We start from the raw sequence: 12,675 nt of genomic DNA on the forward strand, positions 1-12,675 counted from the left end.
GCGTTGACCTGGTGGTTCCAGCCGCTGCAGTACGTCGTCATCAGCGCCTATTTCGCAGGTTCGTGGCTTCGTGGCGGCCAGACGCTAGGCATGCGGCCCTGGCGCATCCGTCTGCGCTCGGCAAATGGCGCCCCGGTGGCCTGGCGTCAGGCGGCGGTTCGTCTGGTTGTGGCCTGGCTGCCAATCTTCGCGCTGGAACTTCAAGGCTGGACGGGGACGCGGATCGCGGTCTATGTCAGCCTCGGCTGCTGGGCCATCTGGTTCGCCGTGGCGCTCGTGGATGGGCGCAAGCGGGCCTTGCACGACATGCTCGCTGGCACCGAGCTCCGTCGCATTCCTTCGTGAGACAGGGGTGTGACGCAGTGCAGCACCACCCGGGGAAAACGGTTACACTGGATTTTTCGAGTGTTCGTGGGTCCCGCCCATCATGCTTTATCAGATCCATGAGTGGCAGCGCGCCATCCTCGGCCCGCTGAGTTACTTCGCCCAGGCCAGTGCGCGCGCCCTGACCGATCAGAGCAATCCGTTCTCGCAACTGCCCGGTGCACAGCGTGCCGCGGCCGGGTATGAACTGATGTATCGCCTGGGCAAGGAATACGAGAAGCCGGAATTCGGTATCCACAGCGTTATGGCACATGGTCAGCCGATCGCCATCGTCGAGCGCTGCGCGATGGAACTGCCGTTCTGCCAGCTCAAGCGTTTCAAGCGTTTCAGCGACGCACCGGAAGTCATCGAGCAGATGAAGAACGATCCGGCCGTGCTGGTGGTAGCTCCGCTGTCCGGGCACCACGCCACCTTGCTGCGCGACACCGTGCGCTCGCTGTTGTCCGACCACAAGGTCTACATCACCGATTGGACCGATGCGCGCATGGTGCCCGCCGAGCACGGAGCGTTCCACTTGCATGACTATGTTGCCTATATCGAGCAGTTCATTCGTCATATCGGCGCACGCAAGCTGCATGTGATCTCGGTATGCCAGCCCACCGTGCCGGTACTGGCCGCCATTTCGCTGATGGCCGCACGCGGGGAACAGACGCCGCTGTCGATGACCATGATGGGTGGTCCGATCGAGCCGCGCAGCAATCCCACGGGCGTGAACAATCTCGCCACGACGCAACCGCTGTCGTGGTTCAAAGGCAACGTGATCCATACCGTGCCGCCGAACTATCCCGGCCATGGTCGCGAGGTGTATCCCGGCTTCCTGCAGCACGCCGGCTTCGTGGCGATGAATCCGAGCCGCCATATGAATTCGCACTGGGATTTCTATCAGAACCTGCTGCGCGGCGATCTGGACGATGCCGAGGCGCATCGCAAGTTCTACGACGAATACAACGCCGTACTGGACATGCCGGCGGAGTACTACCTCGACACCATCAGCACCGTCTTCCAGCAGTTCCTGTTGCCGCGCGGCCTGTGGGACGTAAACGGCGAACGCGTCAAACCCAGCGCGATCACCGACACCGCCTTGCTGACCATCGAAGGCGAACTGGACGATATTTCCGGCCTGGGCCAGACCGAGGCCGCACATGATTTGTGCAGCGGTATTCCGGCCAATCGTCGCGCGCACAAGGTCATCGATGGCGCGGGCCACTACGGCATCTTCAGTGGCCGCCGCTGGCGCGAGATCGTTTATCCGCAAGTACGCGATTTCATTAAGCGCATGGATAAGGATCGAGGCTGAGGCAGAGGGCTGAGGGCATTAGAAGAAGCGCGTGAACTCCGCGCGGTTCTTCACTCACTTCTCTTCACTCACTCCTGCTTTTTCCCCGCTTACCGGGTGAAAAATGCCCGAAACGCTCCGATCACGCGCTCCACGCCTTCGTCATCGATATTCAGATGCGTCACCAGGCGCAGCGTCGGCAGGTAGCCGATGCTGATGCGCACTTTGGCTTCACGCAAATGGACGTCCAGCTCGCGCAAGCGATCGGCCGGTACGTCGACGAAGACCATGTTGGTGTGATGCCCCAGCAGTCGCACGCCCGCTATCTCTCCGAGTTGCTCGGACAAGCGTTTGGCGCGCGCATGATCGTCGGCGAGCCGTTTGACGTGGCGATCGAGCGCATACGAGCCTGCCGCAGCCAGTAGCCCGGCTTGACGCCAACCGCCACCGGCGACTTTGCGCCAGCGCCTGGCCTTGTCGATCAGCGCCGATGAGCCTACCAGCACCGAGCCCACGGGCGCCCCCAATCCCTTGGACAGACAGACCGAGACGCTGTCGAAGTACTGCGCGATATCGCGCGCCGGCACGCCCGCGCCCGTGGCTGCATTGAACAGACGTGCGCCATCGAGATGGATGGCCAAACCTCGCTCGCGGGCAAAATCATGTGCGGCCTTCAGGTAATCCAACGGAAGCACGCGGCCGTGCCAGGTGTTCTCCAGGGCCAGCAAGCGGGTCCGTGCGAAATGCGGATCGACTGGCTTGATTGCCGCAGCCAGTTTGTCCAATGGCAAACTGCCATCGGCATCGTGGACGATCGGCTGCGGCTGGATCGAGCCGAGCACTGCCGCACCGCCGCCCTCGAACTTGTAGGTGTGCGCGTCGGCACCGACCAGGTATTCGTCGCCACGCTCGCAATGCGACATCAATGCCAGCAGATTGGACTGCGTGCCCGTAGGTACGAACAGACCCGCCTCGAAACCCAGTTCGGCGGCGAGCCGGCTTTGCAGCGCGTTGACCGTAGGGTCTTCGCCGTAAACATCGTCGCCGACCTCGGCCTCGAACATCGCCTGGCGCATGGCTGCCGTGGGGCGGGTCACCGTATCGCTGCGCAAATCGACCCAATCCATCGAACTGCTCCGTTATGTCAACCCAAGCGTGTTAGCTTGGCCGGAACGACGGCCGCAGACAAGTCGCGCAGGAAATTCCGTGACCGGCGCCGCTAAGCTTGTTTTCCATCGAACCGCCAAGAATGTTAGGGAACATGCCGTTACTACGCCTCTATTTGCGTGTATTGGGCTTGCTGGCTGCCGAGCGCAGTCTCGCCATCATGCTGGCGATCGCCAACCTGGCGGTGGCTTGCGTGTTCTTTATCGAACCGATGCTGTTCGGCCGCGTTGTGGATGCCTTGAGCGGAGACAGCGCCCACGCGATGCGCCTGATTGCGCTGTGGGCCGCCATCGGCTTTGCCGGCGTGGCTGCCAATGTGTGGACCTCATTACATGCGGACCGGCTATCGCACCGTCGCCGCCTGGCAGCGATCGGGCTGTACTTCGAACATGCGGCGGCGTTATCGCTGGGGTTCCACAGCGAACACCATACGGGCCGATTGGCACGCATCATGAACATGGGCGTGGGCAATCTGTTTGGCCTGTGGCTGAGCTTCTTCCGCGATCATTTGTCCACCCTGTTCGCCATCCTGGTCATGATTCCGGTGGCTTTATGGATGAATTGGAAACTGGCACTGCTGATGATCGCTCTCATGGTGCTGTTCGCCGTGACCAACGCCGTGGCGATTCGCCGGACGCACAAAGCCCAGGGTGAGGTGGAGGAGCTGCACAACGAAATCGCGACTCGCGCCGGCGATGTATTCGGCAACGTCTCGATCGTACAGAGCTTTACCCGCCTGGCTGCCGAATCGGCCGCCTTGAAAGAAATGATGACGCAGGTATTGAACGCGCAATACCCGGTACTGCGCGGCTGGGCGCTGCTGTCGGTGCTCAACCGCGCGGCGAGCACGCTGACCATCGTGGCGATATTCGCGTTAGGCAGCTCGCTGCATGCCCAGGGCGACATCTCGGTCGGCGGCATCGTCAGCTTTGTCGGTTTCTCGATGTTGCTCATCGGCCGGCTCGAACAATTCGCCGCGTTTATCTCGACGCTGTTCTTCCAGACCCAGTCTCTGGAAGATTTCTTCGCGGTGCTCGACGAGCGCCCGGCTATTGCCGACAAGCCCGGCGCACCCTCCCTTAAGGTAACCCGCGGCGAGGTGGTCTTCGAGCGCGTAAGTTTCGGCTATGATCCCGTGCAGCCCGCTCTCCACGATTTGAGCTTTCATGCGGCGCCTGGGAGCACCATCGCCCTGGTCGGCCCCACCGGCGCCGGCAAGACCACAGCGCTTAGCCTGCTTTATCGCGCCTACGACCCGAGCGCCGGTCGCATCGCCATCGACGGCACGGATATCCGCGATGTCTCGCTGGAATCGCTGCGTCACAATGTCGGTGTGGTGTTCCAGGATCCAGGCATGTTCTATCGCTCCATCCTGGAAAATCTGCGCGTCGGTAAACCCGATGCGGACTTTGCGGAAATCGAGGCCGCCGTGGCCGCTGCCGAGGCCACGGGATTTATTGCGCGCAAACCCGAAGGTTTCGAAACGCTTGTCTCCGAGCGCGGCCGCTCACTTTCCGGCGGAGAACGTCAGCGCCTGGCGATCGCCCGTGCGATGCTGAAAAACGCGCCGATCCTTGTATTGGACGAAGCTACCAGCGCCCTGGATAACGCTACCGAAGCGCGCATCCAGCGAGCGCTGGATGCTTTGACCGAAGGCCATACGACGTTCGTGATCGCCCATCGGCTGTCCACGGTAAAAAACGCCGACACGATCCTGGTGCTCGATCAGGGCCGGCTGGTGGAACAAGGCAAGTTCGACGCCTTGATCGGCCAGAACGGCCTGTTTGCCCAGTTGGCTGCAGAGGGGCGATTCGCCCCCGATGCAAAAGAGTAAATCCGGCCGGCCTCACCCGCTTCGCTTGAAATACAGCCAGGCCAATATCGCAAGGATTGCCGCCGGCAACAGATTGGCGACGATGGGCGGTACGCCATAGACCGTGCCGAAGTTCACCATCGCCTTCTGCAGGAAGTACCAACCGATGGCCAGCAACATGCCGATGAACATGCGCTTGCCCAGACCGCCGGAACGCAGGGCACCGAACGCAAACGGCATGGCGCAAAGCACCAGAACGAGCACGTTCAAGGGGTACAGGGCGCGCGTCCAGAAAGCTACCGCGTATTCGCCAGGCGCTTCGCCCAGGCTCCGCTTGTAGTTGATATTGCGGTTCAGATCGCGCATCGACAGATACTGCGGCTGGATCAGCGATTGCTCCAGCACCTGCGGATTCAGACGTGAATTCCACACGGTACGCGGCGAAATGACGGTATGGGTGCCGGTGTCGTCCAGCGTGGTACTGCGCACGTCGTCCATCACCCACTGACGTCCATCGTGCTCGGCAGTCTTGGCCCAGTCGAAATGGCTGAGCTGCCCGTCCGGCGTCATGGTGAACACGCGCACATCGACCAACTGCACCGACGTGTGGGTTTCCCCCTGGCGCGCCAAGGCGCTCTTGGCGTTGATGATACGGTCGCCATCGCGTGCCCACAGGCCGGTGTTACCGGCCATGCCGATATTGTTGGTCTTCATGCGCAGTTGCATGGCCTGCGCCTGCTGATCGCCCCAAGGCGCCGCGGTCTCGCCCAGGATCACCACGCCGACGATCAGCACCGAAACGATACCGACGGCGGAGGCGGCAATGCGCAACTTGGACATCCCGGCAGCGCGCAGCGCCGTCAGCTCGCCGCTGCCCGCCAGACCTCCGAGTCCGAGCAGGCCGCCGATCAAGGCGGCATTGCCGAACATTTCGTACATGCGCCGCGGCGTGGTTACCAGCACGTATACGATGGCATTGGTAAGCGTGTAGCCGTTCTTGCCGATGCGCCCGATCTGCGTCATCAGCTGATACACCACGTCCAGACCGGTCAGTACCAGCCAGACCATGACCAGCGAACTCAACACCGTTATGCCGACGAGATAATCGACCCGCTTGATGCGCAGCGCATTCATGGTTTCACCACCTTGCGCGGCTTGCGGATCGCGTACTGGTTACGGAACAGATAGACACCCAGGCCAAATACCAGCACGCAGATGATCCACATCGGCGTGGCGTGATGCCACTTGCCCTTGATCAACTGACTGCGGCATAGCGCGAGCAAGACGTAATACAGATAGAACACTAGCAAGGCGACGATCAAACGCGCCGAGCGAGCCTCGCGCGGCTGCTGGCGCGACAACGGCACAGCCAGCATGACCAGCACCAGCATCATCGCCGGTGCGATGGTGCGCCATGCCAACTCGGCGCGCGCATCGCCGTTATCCACTCCGAACAACTGGCTGGTGGTCAACGAATGGGCGGGATCTTCATCGCTGTCGTCCGATTGAATACTGGACAGCGACGTATCGTTGCGCTCGTATTTCATCTTGCGCCAGTTGTCCGCACCCAGCGGAAGCTCATATTGCCAGCCGTCGTAAAGCGCCAGGAAACGACCGTCTCCGTCGCTTTCCTGATACAGCTGGCCGTGCTTGCCAGTCACCACCTTGAGCCGTCGGGTGCCATCGGTGGAATCGCGTTCGGTGGCGATGAAGGTATTGCCCAGCAAGCTGCCGTCGCGGCTGAGGCTATCGACGAAGATGATCCCGCCACGGCCGGGCAACTCGGTGAAGCGCCCGGCATCGAGGCCCGCGGCGATCACCGAGCGGTTGGCCGCCGCCACCAGGTTATCCGACGTACGCGCCGCCCACGGCCCCAGCCACATCGAAACGATGCCGACGAGGATCGCCAGCCCGACCGCCAGGATCGCCACCGGCCGCAGCAGACCGCGCGGCCCCATGCCGGAGGAGGACAGCACATGCATTTCGCTTTCGCGATACATGCGCCCCAGGCTCCACAGCACGCCAACGAAGCCGGCCAGGAGCAGCAAGGTCGAAAGGCCATCGAGCATGTTCAGGCCCAACACCTGGAACATCACGCTCGCCGGGAAGCTGCCGTTGGCGACCTGTTTTAGCACCTGCGCGAACGAGGTACCGGCAAAGATCGCGACCAGCACGATCGTCGTGGCACCCACGGTCTGCGCCAGTTCGCGCAAGAAATAGCGGTCGAGAATATTCAGAACCGGACCTCGGCAAGGCAGCGGGCGGCATGGAAAAGCCAATCCAAACGCACAGTTGCGCCGGACGATGACACGCGCTCCCGAATCCGCTGGACGGCGGCCCCGGCAACGCACGGACGGCAGGTTACGTAAAGACAGCTACTCGACATGCGCTAGGATACTTGGCTCCGCGCCGCGCCCAGCTTGGGCTGGCCGGCAAACCCCAAGTTTAGCCGGTCCGGCACCCTCCGGACCCCATGCAGGACGTACCCGATGACGCTTCAGTTCAGCCTAGGCCCGGTCACCCCAGAAACCGTCGAGACCCCTTGCGTAGTGGTCGGCGTCTACGAGAATGGCGTGCTCACCAGTGCTGCCGCCCGCCTGAACACCGCGACCGACGGCGCAATCAAGCAGCAGATCGACAGCGGCGACATCAACGGCAAAGCCGGCAGCGTCAATGTGTTGTATGCCCCTGCGGGCCTGGCCGCCCGCCGCGTGCTGGTGGTCGGCCTGGGAGCGCAGAAGACGTTCGACGCAGCGCGCTACCAAAAGGTCTGCATGGAGGCTACGCGTGCGCTCGGCCGGCTGCCGATCGAAACGGCGGTATCCTTTTTGACCGAAGTGGACGTGCCGCACCGCGATGTCACTTGGCGAGTACGTACGGCAGTGCTGGCCGCCGACCACGCAACCTATCGCTACACCGCCACCTTCAAGCCGCGCGAAAAGCCGGCGACCCCTGAACTGGGAGCCATCCAGTTCAGCGGCGGCGAAGACGCTGCCGCGGGTCTGGAACAGGCCGTAGCCATCGCCGAAGGCGTGCGCTTCGCACGCGACCTGGCAAACCTGCCGCCGAACATCTGCAACCCGGCCTACATCGCCGAGCAAGCAATACAGTTCGCCGGGCGCCACGACGCGGTCACCTGCAACGTGCTCGATCACATCGAGATGGAACGCCTGGGGTTCGGCTCGCTCCTGGCGGTTGCCCGGGGTTCGGCCAACAAACCCAAGCTGGTGGTGCTGAACTACCAGGGTGGCGGGACGGACGACAAGCCATACGCTTTGGTCGGCAAGGGCATCACGTTCGATACCGGCGGCATCAGCTTGAAACCCGGCCCCGGCATGGAAGAAATGAAATTCGATATGGGTGGTGCTGCCGGTGTGCTCGGCGCCTTCGTCGCCGCCGTCAACATGCGACTGCCGCTCAACCTGGTGTGCGTGGTGCCGGCCGTCGAGAACATGCCCGATGGCGACAGTTACCGCCCCAGCGACGTGCTGACCAGCCTGTCCGGCCTGACCATCGAAGTGCTCAACACCGACGCCGAGGGCCGTCTGATCCTGTGCGACGCTCTGACCTACACCGCGCAGACGTTCCAGCCGCAGGTGATCGTCGATGCCGCTACGCTGACCGGAGCTTGCGTGATTGCCCTGGGCAAGCATGCCAGCGGCCTGATGAGCAAGCACGACGACCTGGCCGCCGAACTCCTCGCCGCCGGCGAGGCGACGCTGGATCGCGCGTGGCGTCTGCCGCTGTGGGACGACTACCAGACTCAGCTCGATTCGGGTTTTGCCGACGTGGCCAACATCGGCGGCAAGAACGCCGGTGCAATCACCGCGGGCTGCTTCCTTGCGCGTTTCACCGAAGGTCAACGCTGGGCACATCTGGACATCGCCGGCACAGCCTGGGACGAGGGTCGCAAGGGCCTGGCCACCGGTCGTCCCGTACCTCTGCTGGCGCAATGGCTGATGGATCGCGTTTAAGCGAAGAGGGAAGCGTGCCTGGACCGATGGCGCGCTTCATCCCGCCGATCTTCCCCTGTCGACCCCTTAATCTATGTCCCGTGCCGACTTCTATCTGATCGACAAACCGCGCTTTCGCGAACAACCGTTGCTGCTGGTTTGCGAACTTGCCAAGCGTGCCTTCGCCGCGCAAAAGCCGACACTGGTGCTGACCCGGGATTTCGAGCAGGCCGAAGCCCTGGACGCGCTCCTGTGGGACTTCGACGAAGATTCCTATATCCCGCATCAGTTGGCGGGCGACGACGATGACGAGCACACCGCAGTGCTGATCGTACCGCCTGGCGTCGATACTCCGGATCGTCCGATGGTGATCAACCTGCGCGAGACCTGTCCGCCCGGTCGCTACGAGCGCATCCTGGAAGTCGTTGCGGCCGATCCGGCCGAGCGTGAGGGTTCGCGCGTACGCTGGACGGAGTACAAGCGCTTGGGATTCGAGGTAGCGAAGTACGATATGTGAGTGAAGGCAGCCACTACGTGGCCTCGAAAAGAAAGAAAAGGAGCGACCGGTTTCATCGCTTCAGCGCCTCACTCGCCCCTCACTCCTTCGTTCCCACGACCGCCGGCTCAGTCGATACCCGTACTACCCGCAATGCTTCGACCAGTTGCTCGCCCGTCAATGGCTTGCGCAGGAAGCCGTCCATGCCGAAGTCGCGCGCATGCTGTTCTTCGCCGCTACCGGAGCGTGCCGTGACAACAATGATCGGCAAGCGTGTGCCCGGTGCTTCGCGCTGGCGAATCAAACGCGCAATCTGAAAACCATCCACGCCCGGCAGGTCGAGGTCGAGCAGTACGACGTCACAAGGGCCTTGCACCAACTCTGCCAGCGCAGCCAGGCCGTTACCCGCATGCCGCACATGATGACCCTGCTGTTCCAGCAGGCCGCGAATCACCGCCGCGGCAATGATGTCGTCTTCGATCAACAGCACGCGCAATGCTTGGCTCTGCACGACACTGGGCTGCGGCGATGTGGCTGCTACAGCCGGCACAGGCGCCTCGGCCGCACGCAGCGGTAACCGCACACGGAAGGTGCTGCCCTGCCCCAGGCACGACTCCAGCTCGATATTGCCTCCCATCAAACTGACCAGTTCGCGGCAGATCGCCAAACCTAAGCCGCTGCCGGAATTGCGCTGCGGTCCATCTTCCTGCTCGAAGCGCTGAAACAGACGCGCTTGACCGGCGTTGGAAATACCCGGCCCGGTATCGATGACGCTGAACATCACGCCTTCGTCGATGCGTTCGGCACGCAAGGCAACCTCGCCATGTTCTGTAAATTTCAGCGCGTTATTGACCAGGTTAAGCAGCACTTGCTTGATGCGCATGGCATCGCCCAGCAATTGCGACGGCAGATCCGGTGCGCAGAAAACATCGAAACTCAGCCCCTTCTTGCGCGCCTGATTGCGCCCCAGGCTGGCCACGTCGTCCACCAGCCGATGCGGATCGAAAGGTACGGGCTCCAGCTCCAGGCGACCGGCCTCGATGCGCGCAAGATCGAGCGCATCGTTGACCAGCTTGAGCAACAGGCTGCCGGAGCGCTGCATGGCCTCGGTGTACTCGCGCTGCGTCGCCGACAGCGGCGTACTCATCAACAACTCGGACATGCCGATCACACCGGTCATCGGCGTGCGAATCTCATGGCTCAGTGTGGCCAGGAACTGCGACTTGGCCGCGCTCGCCTGCTCGGCCAGCCGCCGGCGCTGCTCGGCCATCTGGATGCGATGCCGGTTGGACAGACGGCGCTGCCAGGTCAGCAACACCAGCCACACCAGCAAGGCAGCAAACAGGCTATAGGCACACCACGCCCACCAACGCACCCAGGGCGGTGCATCGACATGGATCTTCAGTGGATGACGCAGATAACTCCATTGGCCGTCGGTACCCGAGCCCATCACTTCCAAGGTGTAATCGCCCGCACTCAATCCGGCGAACTCACGTACGCCGACGTTCCCCGTATCGACCCAGTTGTTGTCGAAATCGCTCAGGCGGAAGCGATAGCGATTCGACGCCACATCGACATACGAGAAAACGCGCGCAGTCACTGTGAGGCCGCGATCCTCCCAGCCGACGTGGACAGTATCGTCGCGCAGCGGCAGTTCGACTGGCTGCCCGCGCCGCAGGATATGCAAACCGGTAATCGCCAGAGGCGGTTCGTAGGGACTGACATCGGGCAGATTGGGATTGAACCCCACCACGCCGCCGAGCGTAGGGGCGTAGATATAGCCGTTGGACATGCGCGCGAAACCGCGCGAGAACTCGTCGTTGATCAGACCGTCCTGCGGCCCGACACGCCGGAACTGGCCGTCGGACGGATCGAAGCGCCACAAGCCGTCGCGCCCGAAGATCCATACACGCTTTTGCGCATCGACCGCTACGTCGAACGCACTGATCGACGGCCAGCCGTGTGCCGCATCGACCTTACGCTCCAGCTTCAATCCATCGCCGTCGTAGCGGTAAAGCTCCAGGCCATCGGAGCGCGCGAGCCACATGCCGTCGTCGGTAAAATCGAACGCGTCCACGCCACGATCGCCAGCCACTCCCGGTACGGGTTCGAAGTATTCGTGCGTGCGATTCAATCGCAACAGGCCACCGTCGCTGGCATACCAGAAGTCACCGTTACGCAAGGTCAGCTGACTGCCCCAGCGTGCCTTTTCGTCCGCTGGACGGATCGGTACCGGTGTGACCTCCAAACTGTCCTGATCGATGCGATACAAGCCTTCGCCGAAGGTTCGGGCATAAAGCTTGCCGTCGGGCCCGACCTCCACCTCCAGCGGATGCTGCATGATCTGCGGATCGGCCTTGACCTCGTCCAGCTTGCCGTCGGCATAGCGATAGATCGCACCCTGCATCACTACCCATAGACGACCGGCATCGTCTTCGGTCAAACCGATGACATCGCCACGCTTGCCGCCGATGACGTGCTCGGCGGTTCCCGTCACGGGGTCGAGTTTGTCGACGATCGAATTGCGACTACCGACCCAGACCTTCCCGTCACGCGAACGTGCCACCGAGGTGGCCTCCGAGTCGCGCAGACTGCTTGGGTCTTCGGGGATGTGGCTGAAACGGCTGATCCGGCTCCATCCAGGCGCCAGATAAGCCACACCGCCGTCGAACAGCATGATCCACATGCCGCCTTCGCGGTCCATCAGGATGTTGAACACCCAGGTGCCCGGAAGATTGCCCGGCAGCAGCGGCTGATCGGGAATGGCGGTGATCGGCCGTCCGCTGCCGCCGCTTTGCAGGAACAGTCCGCGCTGCGTACCGACCCACAGGCGGCCGCCCAGATCGCGTGCGCTACTGAGCACATTGACGTTGGCGATCTTGTCTTGAGCATATGGACGGGCGATATCGTCCGGTCCGATAAAGAACAGGCCTCGCGCCGCACTGACACGAATTTCGTCGCCGTCGCCTTCAATGCGCCACGCATCGATCGGTCGGTCCGAATCGAGCCGGTGAACGGTATGGAAACTACCGTCCGGATCGCGCCGGAATACTCCAAGGTTGCTGCCGATCCATAAGCGATCGCGCGTATCGACGTACAAAGCGGCGATCATGCCAAAGGCTTCGGGCTGCTCGCCTAGGGCGGGGTTGGCGATATGGTCGAAACCGCTGAGATCCGGCCTCATGCGTTCCAGGCCGCGCGCCGTTCCGACCCAGAGCGTGCCGTCGCCGGTCTGCGCAATGGCCCAGACCTTGTCGCTGACCAGGCTATGCGGATCGGCCGCATTGTGTCCCCAATGCTGGAACCGGTCTTGTTGACGATCGTACCGATTCAGTCCTGCCTCGAGGCCGCCGGCCCAGATGGCGTCCTGTTTGTCGACCATTAGTGCCGAGATACCGTTATTGATCAGCGAACCCGGCTCGCCCGCGACATGGCGGAATACCTTGAAGACCAGGCCGTCAAAGCGCGCAATACCACCCTTGGTGCCGAACCACATCGCGCCTTCGCGATCCTGTACGGCTACATAGACGCTGCTGCTGGGCAGGCCACTGGCGGTGCCATAGCGACGGAACTGCGGGGTCAGGAG

General features: G+C 62.5%; 9 protein-coding genes. 5 read left to right on the plus strand and 4 right to left on the minus strand.

Annotated elements, in window-relative coordinates; genetic code table 11:
* Positions 1 to 345 (plus strand): RDD family protein (locus tag VIM98_RS17475; protein WP_331994389.1); only part of this gene is annotated, 345 nt, incomplete at its 5' end.
* An 82-nt stretch (positions 346 to 427) separates the two neighbouring features.
* Entirely contained in the window at positions 428 to 1,681 is a 1,254-nt protein-coding gene (locus VIM98_RS17480) for a polyhydroxyalkanoate depolymerase (RefSeq protein WP_331994390.1), read from the plus strand.
* Positions 1,682 to 1,770: 89 nt separating this feature from the next.
* On the opposite strand, the gene ltaE is transcribed toward VIM98_RS17480, so the two are convergent.
* The gene (gene ltaE / locus VIM98_RS17485) at positions 1,771 to 2,787 is read right to left on the minus strand and encodes a low-specificity L-threonine aldolase (protein WP_331994391.1); all 1,017 of its coding nucleotides are present in this window, start codon (positions 2,785 to 2,787) and stop codon (positions 1,771 to 1,773) included.
* A 134-nt stretch (positions 2,788 to 2,921) separates the two neighbouring features.
* Here ltaE and VIM98_RS17490 point away from each other — a divergent pair, with 134 nt between their 5' ends.
* Positions 2,922 to 4,661, plus strand: a complete 1,740-nt coding sequence (locus tag VIM98_RS17490) for a glucan ABC transporter ATP-binding protein/ permease (protein ID WP_331994392.1) — start codon at positions 2,922 to 2,924, stop codon at positions 4,659 to 4,661.
* A 12-nt stretch (positions 4,662 to 4,673) separates the two neighbouring features.
* Here the strand turns inward: VIM98_RS17490 and lptG are convergent, their stop codons facing one another.
* Together lptG and lptF are read right to left on the minus strand one after the other, a co-directional pair.
* A complete protein-coding gene (gene lptG, locus VIM98_RS17495) occupies positions 4,674 to 5,774 on the minus strand; it encodes an LPS export ABC transporter permease LptG (protein ID WP_331994393.1) in 1,101 nt (366 codons plus the stop codon).
* Positions 5,771 to 6,871 (minus strand): LPS export ABC transporter permease LptF, encoded by a 1,101-nt coding sequence (lptF, locus tag VIM98_RS17500; protein ID WP_331994397.1) that lies wholly within the window; start codon positions 6,869 to 6,871, stop codon positions 5,771 to 5,773. The genes lptG and lptF overlap by 4 nt, the downstream gene beginning before the upstream one ends.
* Positions 6,872 to 7,129: 258 nt before the next feature.
* On the opposite strand from lptF, the gene VIM98_RS17505 reads away from it, so the two are divergent.
* Both VIM98_RS17505 and VIM98_RS17510 read left to right on the plus strand, forming a co-directional pair.
* On the plus strand, positions 7,130 to 8,614 hold the full coding sequence (locus VIM98_RS17505) for a leucyl aminopeptidase (RefSeq protein ID WP_331994394.1): 1,485 nt from the start codon (positions 7,130 to 7,132) through the stop codon (positions 8,612 to 8,614).
* Between the two features lie 73 nt (positions 8,615 to 8,687).
* Positions 8,688 to 9,110 (plus strand): DNA polymerase III subunit chi, encoded by a 423-nt coding sequence (locus VIM98_RS17510; protein WP_331994395.1) that lies wholly within the window; start codon positions 8,688 to 8,690, stop codon positions 9,108 to 9,110.
* Between the two features lie 79 nt (positions 9,111 to 9,189).
* On the opposite strand, the gene VIM98_RS17515 is transcribed toward VIM98_RS17510, so the two are convergent.
* On the minus strand, positions 9,190 to 12,675 hold a 3,486-nt coding region (locus VIM98_RS17515; RefSeq protein ID WP_331994396.1), incomplete at its 5' end, for a hybrid sensor histidine kinase/response regulator.

The sequence above is a fragment of the Dyella sp. genome, assembly GCF_036568765.1.
Classification (GTDB): domain Bacteria; phylum Pseudomonadota; class Gammaproteobacteria; order Xanthomonadales; family Rhodanobacteraceae; genus GSA-30.